This window comes from Acidovorax sp. sif0632 (assembly GCF_019218805.1).
Taxonomy (GTDB): domain Bacteria; phylum Pseudomonadota; class Gammaproteobacteria; order Burkholderiales; family Burkholderiaceae_C; genus Acidovorax; species Acidovorax facilis.
The window spans coordinates 191542-206457 of record NZ_JAHUWW010000004.1; the positions used below are offsets into that span (position 1 = coordinate 191542).

The 14916-nt window shown below is 63.6% G+C and carries 13 protein-coding genes; 6 read left to right on the forward strand and 7 right to left on the reverse strand.

The genetic code is table 11. The annotated features are described in order from the left end of the window. Positions 1-108: 108 nt before the first annotated feature. From KW832_RS14565 to KW832_RS14580, 4 genes are all read right to left on the reverse strand, one after another. Complete coding sequence (locus tag KW832_RS14565) at positions 109-933, reverse strand: FecR family protein (RefSeq protein ID WP_218300496.1); 825 nt, start codon at positions 931-933, stop codon at positions 109-111. Continuing rightward, the gene (locus KW832_RS14570; RefSeq protein WP_121422818.1) at positions 890-1732 is read right to left on the reverse strand and encodes a BPSS1780 family membrane protein; all 843 of its coding nucleotides are present in this window, start codon (positions 1730-1732) and stop codon (positions 890-892) included. The genes KW832_RS14565 and KW832_RS14570 overlap by 44 nt, the downstream gene beginning before the upstream one ends. Before the next feature lie 124 nt (positions 1733-1856). Beyond that, positions 1857-2807 (reverse strand): homoserine kinase, encoded by a 951-nt coding sequence (locus tag KW832_RS14575; protein ID WP_218300497.1) that lies wholly within the window; start codon positions 2805-2807, stop codon positions 1857-1859. 114 nt (positions 2808-2921) lie between these two features. After that, on the reverse strand, positions 2922-3281 hold the full coding sequence (locus KW832_RS14580) for a hypothetical protein (protein ID WP_055401044.1): 360 nt from the start codon (positions 3279-3281) through the stop codon (positions 2922-2924). 53 nt (positions 3282-3334) lie between these two features. Between KW832_RS14580 and polA the strand changes: the two genes are divergently transcribed. Then, positions 3335-6133, forward strand: a complete 2799-nt coding sequence (gene polA, locus KW832_RS14585; RefSeq protein ID WP_218300498.1) for a DNA polymerase I — start codon at positions 3335-3337, stop codon at positions 6131-6133. Positions 6134-6320: 187 nt separating this feature from the next. On the opposite strand, the gene KW832_RS14590 is transcribed toward polA, so the two are convergent. Together KW832_RS14590 and KW832_RS14595 are read right to left on the reverse strand one after the other, a co-directional pair. Beyond that, on the reverse strand, positions 6321-7334 hold the full coding sequence (locus tag KW832_RS14590) for a hypothetical protein (RefSeq protein ID WP_218300499.1): 1014 nt from the start codon (positions 7332-7334) through the stop codon (positions 6321-6323). After that, positions 7334-8584, reverse strand: coding sequence for a hypothetical protein (locus tag KW832_RS14595; RefSeq protein ID WP_218300500.1), 1251 nt, complete (start codon positions 8582-8584; stop codon positions 7334-7336). The genes KW832_RS14590 and KW832_RS14595 overlap by 1 nt, the downstream gene beginning before the upstream one ends. Before the next feature lie 291 nt (positions 8585-8875). On the opposite strand from KW832_RS14595, the gene yghU reads away from it, so the two are divergent. From yghU to KW832_RS14610, 3 genes are all read left to right on the forward strand, one after another. Continuing rightward, positions 8876-9778 carry a glutathione-dependent disulfide-bond oxidoreductase gene (yghU, locus tag KW832_RS14600; protein ID WP_218300501.1) on the forward strand — a complete coding sequence of 301 codons (903 nt, stop codon included), beginning with the start codon at positions 8876-8878 and terminating at the stop codon, positions 9776-9778. Between the two features lie 21 nt (positions 9779-9799). Beyond that, the gene (locus KW832_RS14605; protein ID WP_218300502.1) at positions 9800-10432 is read left to right on the forward strand and encodes a glutathione S-transferase family protein; all 633 of its coding nucleotides are present in this window, start codon (positions 9800-9802) and stop codon (positions 10430-10432) included. 249 nt (positions 10433-10681) lie between these two features. Then, entirely contained in the window at positions 10682-11608 is a 927-nt protein-coding gene (locus KW832_RS14610; RefSeq protein ID WP_121420828.1) for a LysR family transcriptional regulator, read from the forward strand. Between the two features lie 20 nt (positions 11609-11628). Here the strand turns inward: KW832_RS14610 and KW832_RS14615 are convergent, their stop codons facing one another. Beyond that, positions 11629-12846 (reverse strand): D-amino acid dehydrogenase, encoded by a 1218-nt coding sequence (locus tag KW832_RS14615; protein WP_218300503.1) that lies wholly within the window; start codon positions 12844-12846, stop codon positions 11629-11631. A gap of 317 nt (positions 12847-13163) precedes the next feature. On the opposite strand from KW832_RS14615, the gene KW832_RS14620 reads away from it, so the two are divergent. Then, positions 13164-14054: an amino acid ABC transporter substrate-binding protein gene (locus tag KW832_RS14620; RefSeq protein ID WP_121420826.1), complete on the forward strand. Its 891-nt coding sequence runs from the start codon at positions 13164-13166 to the stop codon at positions 14052-14054. A 12-nt stretch (positions 14055-14066) separates the two neighbouring features. Beyond that, positions 14067-14843, forward strand: a complete 777-nt coding sequence (locus KW832_RS14625; protein ID WP_055401531.1) for an aspartate/glutamate racemase family protein — start codon at positions 14067-14069, stop codon at positions 14841-14843. The last annotated feature ends 73 nt before the right edge of the window (positions 14844-14916 follow it).

Here is a 14916-nt window from a genome sequence, read left to right on the forward strand (position 1 = left end):
TTGACCGACCCGGCCCACTGGCCAGGGGGTTGCCACCAACAGGGCAACCCACTGGCCAGTGGGCCTTGTGCGTTCCGGTGGGCGCGTTGCCAGGGGCGCGGTCGGCGGTCAGTAGGTGCTGGTGTCGCCGGGGGGCGGTGGCACGGCGCGGGTGGGGGCAGTGGGTGCCGGCGGTGTGGTTCCTGGCGTTGTGCCGCCGGGCGCGGGGTAGCCCATTTGCCCGCTGCCGTCTTTGGTGCCCTTGCGCCCGGCAATCTGCCAGGCCGTGCGCTGGCCGATGAGGCCAGCCAGAAACTCCAGCTCTTCGTCGGTGTGGTTGATGGCACCTGCAGGGGTCAGAAGGCGGCCGTCGCGCGGCGCAGGCTCGGCCCAGAACGACTGGTGGTAGACCGACTGGCTGACCACGCTTTCGTTGCCAGCGGCCAGGTCCACCGTTCCATAACAGTTGCAGAAGTAGCCCCGGTGGTCCAGCTCGGGGAACACCTCGGCATACACACCGGTGCCCCGGATTCCCGCCGTGGCGGTGGGCAAAATCACCTGCCGGTCGGTGCCTTGCCCCCACACGCTGGCCACCGCGCCGGTCAGCACCCGCAGCACCTTGACGGCGGTCGGCGTGTCGCCCTCCAGCGCAAGGCGTGTGTTCTGCCGCACCATGAAAGCGCTGTTGCCCACGGCAAAGATGGCGGTGGAGCCCGGCCCCGTTTCGATGCGGTCACCGGCGGCGATGCTGCCCTGTGCCGTCAGCGCCTGCCCATTGCGCAGCACATCCCCGCGCACTTCGACGATGTTGCTGCCCGATTGCGCCTGTGCGGCCATCCACCCGCCAGCGGCCACCCACGCGGCGGCTGCCTGCAACAGGCTGCGCCGCCGGTGCCAGAGAAGCTCGTTGTCAGTCCGGCCCAGGAGCAGGGGAGTCGGGTGGTGGTGTGTCATGGGGCGGCTCGGGTTCTGGGGTTGAAGGGGGCTCGTAGCTGTCACGGAAGGTGAACACCACCGACGTGAAGAACATCGCCGCCATCATCAACGCGGCACCCACCATGATGCCGCCAGCCGCCGATGCCGCAAGCCCCGCCGTGGCCAGCAGTGCCGACACCAGCGCCACCACCAGCCCCCCCAGCAGAAACACGCCCAGCCAGCCCAGCCCATAGACCAGGAATGCGCTGAAGTTGCGCACGCAGGCCACGATGCTGAAGAACAGCGCCTTGACCGGAGGCACGCCATGCCAGTGCACCAGCCCCGGGGCGTGCCAGAACAGCAGCGACAGCGGCAGGTACAGCACCATGGAGAGCCACATCGCGCTCTGGAACGCCGGGTCTTCGGCCACTTCCTTGCTGAGCTGGGCACCGCCCAGGTACACCTTGGCGAACTGCCCGCCGTCGATCAGGGCCGACAGGCCCATCACCGCCAGAAAGCAAGCCGCGTACAGGGCGCCCAGCACGAGCATGTCACGCAGCCGCTGCTGCCCGGTACGAAACGCCACCAGAAGCACGGCCGGTGTGGGAAACCGACCCTGCGAGGCTTGCGCCGCCGCCACCATCATGGCCAGGGTGGCCGATGGCAACAGCATCAGCGCCACCGCAGGGCCGACCAGTGGAATCATGGAGGCCAGCGACATGGACGCCATGGTCATGAAAAACAGCGCTGCCAATGCCATGGGCTGCTTCCAGAACGTCCGTATACCAAGCTTGACCCAGGTCATGCCAGTGCGGGCGGGGACGATGTGGAGTTTCATGAAGGTGCTGCTGAAGAAAGGTGGGGCCTGCGCCCGGGCATTGCCGGCAGCCAGAAGGCCGCCCATGGCAGTGCGATAGCTTGGAATTTACCCCAGCAGCCCATTCCGGCCACTGCACAAGGGCTCAGGCGTGCACTGGGTGTGCAAGGCGAGCACGCAAGACGCGCTCGAAATGGGTGGGGTCGTGCGGCGTGAGCATCGAGGCCTCGCGCGGCAGGTAAAAGTCCCACAGGCGCGAGATCCAGAACCGCAAGGCACCGGCGCGCAGCATGGCAGGCAGCAGTTCGCGTTCGGCCGCGTTGAGCGGGCGCACTGCCTGGTAGGCGTCCAGCATGCGGGTGGCGCGCTCGGCGTCGTGCGCGCCGGTGGCCAGGTCGATGCACCAGTCGTTCAGACACACCGCCAGGTCAAACAGCCAGGTGTCCACGCCCGCAAAGTAGAAGTCGAAGAAACCCGTGAGCTCCTCGCCATCGAACATCACGTTGTCGCGGAACAGGTCGGCGTGCACGGGGCCCCTGGGCAGTGCGGCATACGCTGCGCTGGCCGCCACATGGTTCTGGTAGGCCAGCTCGGACCGCAGCAGGGCGGCCTGGGCCGAATCGATGTGGGGCAGCACCACGGGCACGGTTTCGTTCCACCAGGGCAGGCCGCGCAAGTTGGGCTGGTGCCGGTCAAACCCACGCCCCGCCAGATGCATGCGGGCCAGCATGGTGCCTACGGCCGCGCAGTGCACGCCCTGGGGTGCGAGCTGGCTTTTGCCGCGCAGCTTGTTCACCACCGCAGCGGGTTTGCCACACACGGTGTGCAGGATGTCGCCGTTCTTGTCAGCACGCGGGTCGGGCACGGGCACGCCGCCGTGCGCCAGGTGTTTCATCAGGTACAGGTAGAACGGCAGCTGCTCGGCCGTGAGGCGCTCGAACAGCGTGAGCACGAACTCGCCCTGGTCGCTGGTCAGAAAGTAGTTGGTGTTTTCGATGCCACCCTCAATGCCGCGCAGCTCTACCAGCTCACCCAGTTGCAAACGGCGCAGCAGCTCGCGCGCCTCGGTGTTGGAGACTTCGGTAAAAACGGCCATCGCTCAGGGGGGTTACAAAGAAATGAAAAACTGGCAGAAGAAGGGCAGGGCGTGCAGCGGCTTCATGGGGGCCGCGCGGTGGCGCTGCCAAATACCGCAGTCGCCGCAGGGGCCTCAGAACTTCAGCACGTTCCAGACACGCGGGGCGGTGGTGGTCTCGGCGCCGCTGTTGCTGCCTGCGCGGCTGCGTGCGCCATCGGGCGACTGCACTTCATAGCCGGGCATGTTGCCGGTCTTGGGCTGCACCGAAATCGTCTGTGTTTGCCCGCCCACACGCAGCTCATCGACGCGGCTGCCCGCGTCTTCCACCTGGATGCGCTCGGTACGCTGGTTGGTGCGGCCTGCAGATTGCTCTTGATTTGAGAGCGCTTCGCGCTTGTCCGTCGTGCCCTGAGGGGCATTTTGGCTTGGATTTTGGGCCAGGGCGGTGCCGGAGGCAATGCCCAGCAGCAAAAGGAGGTAGAGAGCGCGCATCGGGCGATTGTAGAGCGCTGCCTGGGTGGAGTCCGGCCGTGCACAATCCGTGCATGACTGACAAAAAGACCCTGGTGCTGGTGGACGGCTCCAGCTACCTCTACCGCGCCTTCCATGCCATGCCCGACCTGCGGGCGGTGCCGGGCGACCCCACAAGCCCTGCCACCGGTGCCATTCGCGGCATGATCAACATGATGCAGGCCCTGCGCAAAGAGGTGGTGGCCGACTACGCTGTGTGCGTGTTCGACGCCTCGGGCCCCACCTTCCGTGATGCCTTGTACACCGAGTACAAGGCCACGCGCTCGCCCATGCCCGACGACCTGCGCAGCCAGATCGAGCCCATCCATGAGGTGGTGGACCTGCTGGGCTGGAAGGTGGTGGCCGTGCCCGGCGTGGAGGCTGACGACGTGATCGCCACCTTAGCCCACGTGGCGGCCGCACAGGGCATTGAGGTCATCGTGTCCAGCGGCGACAAGGATTTGAGCCAGCTGGTCAACGAGCACATTACCATCATCGACACCATGAGCGGCAAGCGCCGCGATGTGGCGGGCGTGACAGCAGAGTTTGGCGTGCCACCCACGCTGATGGTGGACTACCAGGCGCTGGTGGGCGACACCGTGGACAACGTGCCCGGCGTTGCCAAGGTGGGCCCCAAGACGGCCGCCAAGTGGCTGGAAGAATATGGCTCGCTCGACAACCTGATTGCCAACGCCGACGCCATCAAGGGTGTGGCAGGCAACAACCTGCGCGAGGCGATCGCCAGCGGCCAACTGGCCTTGAGCCGCCAGCTGGTCACCATGAAGACCGATTGCGCGCTGGACGACTACATCCCCGGGTTGCCCGCGTTTGACGACATCACGCTGGACACGCCGGACAACGCCGGCCTGCTGCCGTTTTACGAAAAGTATGGCTTCAAGGGCTTGGCCAGCGCGATCAAGGGTGCTGCAGCCCCGGCCACAGCAGCCCCCACCGTCGCCATGCCCGGCCAGAGCGGCGATCTGTTTGCCGACCACTCCGCCAGCACCGTGGCCGAAGAAGCCCAGCACCGCACCGTGGTGTACGACACCATCCTCAACTGGGCGGACTTCGACCAGTGGCTGGATCGCCTGCACAAAGCCCCACTCGCGGCCATCGACACCGAAACAGACTCTCTCGACGAAATGCGCGCACAAATCGTCGGCATCAGTTTCAGTGTGCAGCCCGGCGAGGCCGCCTACATTCCCCTGCGCCACGAAGGCCCCGATGCGCCCGCGCAACTGCCGCTGGATGAAGTGCTCGCCCGTCTCAAGCCCTGGCTGGAAGACCCCAAGCACCACAAGCTGGGGCAGCACATCAAGTACGACCGCCATGTGTTCGCCAACCACGGCATCGAGGTGCAGGGCTACACACACGACACCATGCTGCAAAGCTACGTGCTCGAAGTGCACAAGCCCCATAACCTGACCAGCCTGGCCGAGCGCCACACGGGCCGCAAAGGCATCACCTACGAAGACCTGTGCGGCAAAGGCGCGCACCAGATTCCGTTTGCGCAAGTGCCGGTGGACAAGGCCGCTGCCTATTCGTGCGAAGACTCGGACCAGACCCTGGACGTGCACAACGCCCTGTGGCCGCTGCTGCAGGCCGACGACAAACTGCGCTTCATCTACGAGCTGGAAATTGCCAGCAGCGAGGCCCTGTACCGCATCGAACGCAACGGCGTGCTCATCGACGCGCCCACGCTGGCCGCCCAAAGCCACGAGCTGGGCCAGCGCATCCTGCAGCTCGAAACCGAGGCGTACGAAATTGCAGGCCAGCCCTTCAACCTGAGCAGCCCCAAGCAGCTGGGCGAAATCTTCTTCGACAAGCTGGGCATGCCCGTGGTCAAGAAGACCGCCACCGGCGCCCGCAGCACCGACGAAGAAGTGCTGGAAAAGCTGGCCGAGGACTACCCCTTGCCCGCCAAGCTGCTGGAGCACCGGGGCCTGGTCAAGCTCAAGGGCACCTACACCGACAAGCTGGCCCAGCTGGCGCTGCCACGCACAGGCCGCGTGCACACGCACTACGCCCAGGCCGTGGCCGTCACAGGCCGCTTGTCCAGCAACGACCCCAACCTGCAGAACATCCCCATCCGCACCCCCGAAGGCCGCCGCGTGCGCGAGGCCTTTGTGGCGCCCGCAGGCCGAGTGATTGCGAGTGCCGACTACTCCCAAATTGAGCTGCGAATCATGGCCCACCTCAGCGGCGACCACTCGCTGCTGCACGCCTTCCACGCCGGGCTGGACGTGCACCGCGCCACCGCCGCCGAAGTGTTTGGGGTGGAGGTCGAGCAAGTCACCAGCGAGCAACGCCGCTACGCCAAGGTCATCAACTTTGGCCTTATCTACGGTATGAGCAGCTTCGGCCTGGCCAAGAACCTGGGTATCGAAACCAAGGCCGCCGCCGCGTACATCGACAAGTACTTCCAGCGCTACCCCGGCGTGAAGCAGTACATGGACGAGACCAAGGCAGCCGCCAAATCCATGGGCTATGTCGAAACCGTGTTTGGCCGCCGCCTGTACCTGCCCGAAATCAACTCCCCCAACGGCCCCCGCCGCGCCGGAGCCGAGCGCGCCGCCATCAATGCCCCTATGCAAGGTACGGCGGCCGATCTGATCAAGCTGGCGATGGTGGCGGTTCAGAAGGAGCTGGATGCCCACAAACCCAGCATCCAGATGATCATGCAGGTGCACGACGAACTGGTGTTCGAGCTGCCCGAGGGCGAGGTGGACTGGCTCAAGACCCACATCCCACGTCTGATGGCGGAGGTGGCTGCGCTCAAGGTGCCGTTGTTGGCGGAGGTGGGGGTTGGGGCTAATTGGGATAAGGCGCACTGACGCTGGGACGCAGCCGTAGTGGGCCAGGAATTCAGTGTTTTTAGTCGCTAGCGCTTATTCAGCAAGCGCAAGCTGCTATCAAATTTGATATGTTTGGAAGCGATGCGCGGCGGTTCGCTGAACGTAGAGATGGAGGCGATTCGCGCCAAGCAAACCATGACGACTGAAGGTTTTTATCTTGCCATGCCTATTGAATCGCTAACTTGCGATCCACACCGCAGAAGTCGGCCAACACGCCAATGACGCTCTGGCAGCTCGCCGGTAGTGCGCTGGGCATCGGCAGAGCCGGAGAAAACGCGGCGCCCTCAAGCTGTAGCGCGATGTCGAAAAAGCCAGAAGTGTTTTTGGCAAAGAACTCAGCCAATATTTCGGCTTTGACCTGTGATGCTTGATCCTCGATTTCTTGCTGTACCGTTAACGCTAAGCCTGGCTGGGCGGCAACGCTTTCAACCAGCGATGCTGCGATTCTGCTTACCTTTTCCGTGAAGGCTTGACCGGACTCTCCAAAGCGGATGCCGGCATCGAGGATGGCCTTTCGTTGATCATGATCCGAGGTGACGTGGTCACGAAGAATGAAATCGATTGCGATCAGCAGGTGTGCGCAGGTGACATAGAGGAGCCTCCAGCGTGGAATGCCGGCGCCAATATCCGACAACAGCAGGCTTATGTTTTCCAGCCACGCATTGCAGCCGTCGAAATTTAACGAGTGCAGGAGTCTGGCTTTACTGAGTTCATAGCGGCCGCGCCAGTCGCCAGTTAGCCGCCCAAGAGCCCCATCGTCCAACTCCTGCAGGAATTCTTCTTCACTGATTCGGTCTTGCTGGCTTTTTGCGCTCTTGGTCAGGCGAGCGAGGAATTTGCCGTCCAGTACCTTCACGTCATGCTGCAGCCCGAAGTCTCGGACGTCAGGCCTACTGTCCGTGGTGGCGACAACGCAAGAGTCCAGCCCCAGGACGGTCTGCAACCCTTTAGCCCAGAAAATTCGCTCGAGGGCCTGAGGCGTCTTTTTGTTTTTGATGTCAACGTTCACCCGCTCACGGCTGAGCGGCGAATTCCTGGCGTACAGCCAAAGATCGACGTCGGTCACATCGAAGCGGTTGTAGGTGAACTTGCAGCCGCGCGCTACGAAGTAGCCGATGTTCAGAAAATAGTTGCGCAGAGCCTCTTCGGCAGCTGGACCCTTGGGGATTTGTTCGGTCATTAGCGAAGCCCACCTGTTCTAATTTCTTGCAGCAAATTCTTCGCCTTGAGTTTCACGGCTTCTGTGGAATGTTTGCGCTTCACCTCACGCGTCACCTCTGGCCCCAGGTACTCCGTAACTTTGGCCCCTGGCAAGTTGGCGACGGCCTCTGCCGTGATATCGCCTTGCTGGATCACGGCGAGGGCCAGTCGGCCGACCTCAGGCTTTAGCAGCTTCATGTTGAACATACCTCCGCGCGCTGCAGTTACTTCGACTACACCCTTGAACTCTAGTGCTTGATAGTCGTTGCCGATAGCAGTCGCTGGACCGACCATGCCACCAGCAATCAGCTTATTCATTAAGGCGGAAACCATCTGAATGCGCCCACGGTAGTAACTGCTAATAGTCATGCCATAGGTCAGCGATGCGACGAGGGCCTTTGCAAGATCGAGCGCATCGTCAGCAATGGAGTCGCTGAATTTCGAGAAGGCAGCAGGCCTTGTCACAAAGAAGTTCTTGCCCTTGTCGTTTCCGACAACGTTCACGTCGAACATGCCGATGGAATGCAGGCGGTCAAAAAGATCCTGACCGAGCATGTCTGTGGCGGTTTGGAGTGGAAGGCAGCCCGAAGCCTGCAGCTTTGCGTTTAGTTCGTTCAGCGTTGCTGCTTCGCCGGCACCAAGGGAACTCAGCACGCCGTTAATTTTGCGCGCATCCTCACGGCGGAAAAGATTGCCGATAAACAGCAGCTTCTCAGTCGGCGAAATCGTCTCCGAGTCAAAAAAGCCAATGTTGCATCCCAACTGGAGGGTGTCCAAAATCTCTTTGTTCGGTAACTTGAATTCATCGGATAGCGCTTCGACTGCCGACACGTCCGTCAGCGGATTCTCCGAAGCCGCATCTGAGACAGTGATGACAATTTCTTCGTGCTTCTCGTGGCTGCTTTCATCGAAGATTCGAGCAGTCGACTGGAGCACGCCTCGTCCGGTCAGGCCGATGACTTCGACAGCACCCGCGCCAGGAAGGATGAGGCGTTGGCGTGTAAGTTCAGCCACGATGGCCGGTAGTTCGGTCTTGGGGCTGATGTGGTTTGCTTTCGCCAAAGCATCGAGACGGCCCTGCGGAATCTGAAGCTGCTGCTCGGCTGAGATCGCTGAAAGCAGGGTGCCACTCTTGCCGGCAAAGCCGATAGCATCAAAGTCTTGGCTCAACGTTGATTGAAGCTTGCGCGCATGGTGAATGATCCATGCGCCCTTGGTTTTGTCGTCCATTTTGGGCACTCCCTCTCTCCGTGATGATAAGGCGAGGAACCGCGAGTCTAGGCTGCGGCAATTTCTAGCGGCTGCAAGCGGGCTTGAACCAGTTAGCGTTGGCGGCGCTCGGTCGGCATCGCGCAATCGCTGCATTCCACCCGCCCAGAACGAAGCGCCAGATATGTTCAACCGGTTTATCGCTGTGAGCCCATTCGCCATAGTCCAGCAGACACCGATTCGCATCGCTAAACTCATCCGTCAACCGCTGGCGACCCTGCCACTGTCCACACCATTTGCCTGGAGCTGTGCATGCCCGATCCCACCCCCTACACCCCCCCCGCCATCTGGCAATGGAACAAAGAAAACGGCGGTCAATTCGCCAGCATCAACCGGCCCATTGCAGGCGCCACGCACGATAGAGAGCTGCCTGTGGGCAAGCACCCGCTGCAGCTCTACTCGCTGGGCACGCCCAATGGCGTGAAGGTGACGGTGATGCTGGAAGAGTTGCTGGCGCTGGGCCACAGCGGGGCGGAGTACGACGCGTGGCTGATCCGCATCAACGAGGGCGAGCAGTTTGGCAGCGGGTTCGTGTCTGTGAACCCCAACTCCAAGATCCCGGCCCTGCTGGACCGCACCGACCCCGCCAACCCGGTGCGGGTGTTCGAGTCCGGCGCCATCCTGATGTACCTGGCTGAAAAGTTCGGTAGTGCCTTTTTGCCCAAAGAGGGCGCGGCGCGGGCGGAGTGCCTGTCGTGGCTGTTCTGGCAGATGGGAAGTGCGCCATTTGTGGGCGGCGGGTTTGGGCATTTTTATGCTTACGCGCCGGTCAAGATCGAGTACGCGATCGACCGCTATGCGATGGAAGCCAAGCGCCAGCTCGATGTGCTGAACCAGCGCCTGGCCGTGACCGAGTACGTGGCGGGCAATGAGTACACGGTGGCGGATATTGCAATCTGGCCCTGGTATGGCTTGCTGGTGAAAGGGCAGGCCTACAACGCGGGCGAGTTTTTGCAGGTGCATGAGTACACGCATGTGGTGCGCTGGGCCGAACAGGTGGCCAAGCGCCCGGCGGTGCAGCGTGGCCGCAAGGTCAACCGCGTCAACGGCGACCTGGCCAGCCAGTTGCGCGAGCGGCATGACGCCAGCGACTTTGACACCAAGACGCAGGACAAGATCGAGGCTGCGGCAGCAGCTTCTTCACCCGCACGCTGAGTGTTTTTGCAAGGCGTCACCATGATCACTTTGTACGACTGCGCCACCGCGCCCAGCCCGCGCCGCGCGCGCATCCTGCTGGCAGAAAAGGGTGTGGCCCACGACACCGTGCAGGTGGACCTGCGCAATGGCGAGCAACTGGGCGATGCCTACCGCCAGATCAACCCGCAGTGCACGGTGCCCGCGCTGCGCACCGAAGAGGGTTTGCTGCTGACCGACAACGCGGCCATCACCGCGTATGTCGATGCGCGCTACCCGCAGCCTGCATTGCTGGGCGAAACGCCCGCAGAAAAGGCCGAGATCGCCAGCTGGAACTGGCGCATGGAGTTCGAGGGCCTGTTGGCCATTGCCGAGGCGTTGCGCAACAGCGCACCCGCCATGGCCAACCGGGCGCTGCCCGGCGCGGTGGACTACCCGCAAATACCGGCGCTGGCCGAGCGGGGGCTGGTGCGCGTGGGGCAATTCTTTCAGTTGCTCAACGAGCGCTTGGCGGACCGCGACTTCATTGCCACCGACCGCTTCAGCGTGGCCGACATCACGGCGGTGGTGGCGGTGGACTTTGCGCGCGTGGTCAAGCACAAGCCCGGCGAGCAGCACCCGCACCTGCTGCGCTGGCGTGCAGCCATGGCGCAGCGGCCGTCGATGTCGCTCTAACCATCGCGCTGCTCTAGTGTGCTGTCCCGCAAATAACTGCACATGAAATCGCGTCCTCACCCCCAGGGCTGCGTTGCAAATCCTCGCGATAGCTACGGCTATCACTGCAGTTTGCGCCTTGCCCTGGGCGCGATGCCACCGATTTCATTTCGTGCAGCTATTTACGGGACAGCACACTAGTCCCCGTTTGAGTCGCAATGGGTGGATGCAAGGATTGCGCATCGGGCCTGTTCCTTGCATTGTTAGCCCATGCGCCTTCGCCACATAGAAGTTTTCAACGCCGTCATGCTCACCGGCAGCGTGAGTGCGGCGGCCCGCCTCATCAACGTCACACAGCCAGCGGTCAGCCGCATCCTGGCGCATGCCGAGCTGCAGTTGGGCTTTCCGCTGTTCCATCGCCTCAAGGGCAAGCTGGTGCCCACCACCGAGGCGCAGACGCTGTACCCGCACATCGAGCGTTTGTTCACCCAGCTGGACGATGTGCAGCGCCTGGCCAATAGCTTGAAGGGCGATCAGCGCGAGGGCGAGTTGCACATCCTCAGCGTGCTGGCGCTGAGCTACGAGGTATTGCCACGCGCGCTGCGGTTCTTTCGGCAGAAGCACCCGGATGTGAAGGTCACCATCGACGCGCTCCATTCTCCGCAGATCGTGTCGGCCCTGGTGTTGCAGGAGGCGGATGTGGGCTTTGTGTTCAGCGCCATCGCCCACCCTGCGCTCACGCAGGAGCACCTGGCAGATGGCCGCATGGTGTGTGTGGCGCCCAAGGGCATGCTGGGTGCGGCGCTGGTGGATGCGGGCGTGGCGCACCTGGCCGATCTGGCCGATACGCCGGTCGTGCGGCTCGACGTGCGCGACCCCATCGGCACGGTGGTCAGCCATGCCTGCCGTGAAGCCGGCGTTGGCCTACAGACGGCGATCACGGTGCAGACCTACCACGCCGCGCTGGCCCTGGCGCACCACGGCCATGCGGTGGCGGTGGTGGACACCTGCACGGCTGCTTCGGCCGACCGCAGCAAGGTGGATGTGCTGGCGCTGGCGCCGCACATTGCCGTGCCCATCAAGTCATTGCGCACCGTGAACCGGCCCAGCTCGCTGCTGGCCAGCGCCATGACGCAGTGCATGCGCCAAGCGGTGGCCGAGACGCTGGAGTCCGTGGGTCTGCGGGAGGCCGAATAGCGCCGTGTGGGGAGGGCTGCTCAGGCTGTCGGCACCACCAGCTCGGCCACCTGCGCGGCCGTGCCAAACGCCAGCGTAAAGCCCAACGCGCCGTGGCCTGTGTTCAGCAGCAAGTTGCCGGGGGCGTGGGTGTGCCTTCCCACCAGCGGCACGCCCGTGGGCGTGGCTGGGCGCATGCCGGTCCAGGGGTGCAGTTCGCCGAAGTCGCTGCAGCCGGGGAACAGCGCGCGGGCGGCCTCGCACAGGCTCTGAATGCGCGCGGGGGGAATGTGGTCGTCGTGCCCCACCAGCTCGGCCATGCCGGCCACGCGCAGGCGCCGGCCGATGCGTGCAAAGACCACCTTGCGCGCCGCATCGGTCACGTTCACGCGGGGCGCTGCACCGGCAGCGTCCGTCGTATCCAGCGTGACGCTGTAGCCCTTGAGCGGATAGATGGGCAGGCGAAAGCCCAGGGTCTTTGCCGCCTGGTGGCTGGCGCTCCCCAGAGCCAGCACAAATTGCTGCGCCTCGATGGCGCCCGCGCTGGTCTGGACGGCTGCAATGCGCCGCGCATGGTGCACAAAGCCCTCCACGCGCGTGCCCAGCACAAAGCGCACCCCGCGTGCCGCCAGCAGCCGCTGCAGTCCCTGGCACACCGCCAGGCAATCGGCCGCGCATTCGCTGGGGGTGTAGATGGCGCCTGCAATGCTGCGTTGGTAGTGCTGCAGTGCGGGCTCGATCTCCACACAGCGCTGGGGCGAGACGGCTTCCTGCTCGCTGCCCCAGGCGCGCTGCAGTTCCATCTGCTGCTGCGCTGCGGCGAGGCCCGCAGGGGTGCTGTACAGCACGAGCTTGCCAGTGTTGGAGAAATTGCAGTCCAGCTGCTCGGCTTGCAGCATGGCTTCAAAACCTTGGCGGCTGAGTGCGGCCAGGGCCAGCAGGTGTTGGGTGCTGCGCTCGGACGTGCGCCGGTTGCAGGCCCGCAAAAACTCCAGGCCCCAGCGCCACTGGTGCACGTCCCACTGCGGGCGCATCTTGAGCGGCGAGCGGGGCGACAGCAGCAGTTCTGGCAACTGGCGCCACAGGCCGGCATTGGCCAGGGGCTGCACATAGCTGTAGCTCAATTGCGCGCCGTTGCCGCCGCTGGCGCCAGCACCGGGCTGGGCTTGGTCGATCACGGTCACCTGCATGCCACGCTGGTGGAGCTCATAGGCGGTGGCCAGGCCCACGATGCCCGCGCCAAGGACACATACCTGCATCTTGTGTGTTCTACGTTGTTGGTTGACTGAAAGTCAATGTAGGGTGAGGGCGGGCCTTTGAACAATGCCAATGCCATGCGCAGCCATGCCGAGAAGTTATGCGTGTGCACCGATGGAAGGCACATAGCACGGAACTGCCGCGCGGAATGGGAAAAATGGCACTTGGATGGTGCGGCGGTGTGCACCAGATCGGCGGCATAACTTTTGGTCATGACGTACCCGTGCAAATGAATTGTTCAAGTGCGGCGCGAATTTTTACAGTGCCCCTGCGTCTCGCTTTTTCAACCGTCCACCTGATTTTTCGCAAAGGGATTCCCATGAAGCTCTCCGCCGTCACCTCCGCCGCCATCGTGCTCACCGGCCTGCTGGCCAGCACCATGGCCAGTGCCGACACCCTCAAGAAGGTTGCCGAGTCGGGCAAGATCACGCTGGCCTACCGCGAGTCATCGGTGCCCTTCAGCTACCTCTCGGGCCCCGGTGCCCCGGTGGGCTTTGCGGTGGACATCTCGAACGCGGTGGTAGATGCCGTGAAGAAGCGCGTGAACAACCCCGCCCTCAAGGTGGAACTGCAGGCGGTGACATCGCAGAACCGCATTCCGCTGCTGACCAACGGCACCATCGATCTGGAGTGCGGATCGACCACCAACAACACGGCGCGGGGCAAGGATGTGCAATTTGCCATCAACTACTTCTACACTGGCACGCGCCTGCTGACCAAGAAGACATCGGGCGTCAAGAACTACGCAGACTTGGCCAAGAAGAAGGTGGCCAGCACCTCGGGCACCACCAACGCACAGGTGATTCGCAAGTACAACCGCGATAACAACCTCGACATGGACATCGTGCTTGGCAAAGACCATGACGACTCCGTGTTGCTGGTGGAAACGGGGCGGGCGGAAGCGTTTGCGATGGATGACATTCTGCTGTTCGGTCTGATGGGCAACCAGCGCAACCCGGCCGATTGGACGGTGGTGGGCGATTCGCTGCAGGTGGAGCCCTATGCCTGCATGCTGCGCAAGGACGACCCGCAGTTCCAGGCGCTGGTCAACGGCGTGATCGGCGGGATGATGAAGTCGGGCGAGTTCGAAAAGCTCTACACCAAGTGGTTCATGTCGCCCGTGCCACCGCGCAACCAGAACCTGAACCTGGCCATGAGCAAGGAGCTGCGCGAGAACCTGGTGGCCCAAAGCGACAAGCCCGCACAGTAAGCCGGAGCGCGCATGTCTTTAGTGTCTGCAAGCCACCCCCACGCCCCGCAGGTGGTGGGGATTCTGGGCGGGATGGGCCCGGCCGCCGGGGCTGACTTTGTGCGCCTGTTCGTGCAGGCCTGCACCGACCGCATGGAGGTGCTGGGCATTCCGGTGCACGACCAGGCCTACCCCGAGCACTGGCTGGCGCAGGTGCCCATACCGGACCGCACGGCCGCGCTGAACGACACGCGCCCCGGCGCGCACCAGCCCGCAGACCCCATGCTGCAGGCCACCGGGCGGCTGGCTGCGCTGGGCGCGCGGGTGGTGGCGATTGCCTGCAACACGGCCCATGCCTGGCACGGCATCCTGCAGCAGCGGTTTCCACAGATGGTGGTCTTGCACGGCGTGCAGGAGGTGGTAGCCGAGCTGTCGGCGCGCAAGGTGCAGGGCGTGGGGCTACTGGCCACACGCGGCGCCTACGACGCGGGCCTGTACCAGCGTGAGCTGGAGCGTGCGCGCATCGCCTGCTTTGTACCCGACGACCATGAGCGCGAGCAGTTGATGCAGGGAATCTACGACGGCGTGAAGGCGGGCAACTATCCGCTGGCGCGACAGCGCTTTGAGGCCGTGTCGATTGCGCTGCAGGAGCGCTACGGCGTGTCCACGCTGATCATGGGCTGCACCGAGATTCCCCTGGCGCTGGCGGAGCACCCCCGGCTCGAAGGGCTCTCGCTGGTGAATCCCTCGGTGGTGCTGGCCTCGGCCCTGGCCCGGCATGCCTACTGGCACATCCATCCTGCGGGCTGAGCCCAGCGCACTGCCGTCGGCTTGGTGAGCGGCCGAATCCTTTTTCTTGCCATGTCCTCAGTCTGCCTGGGGT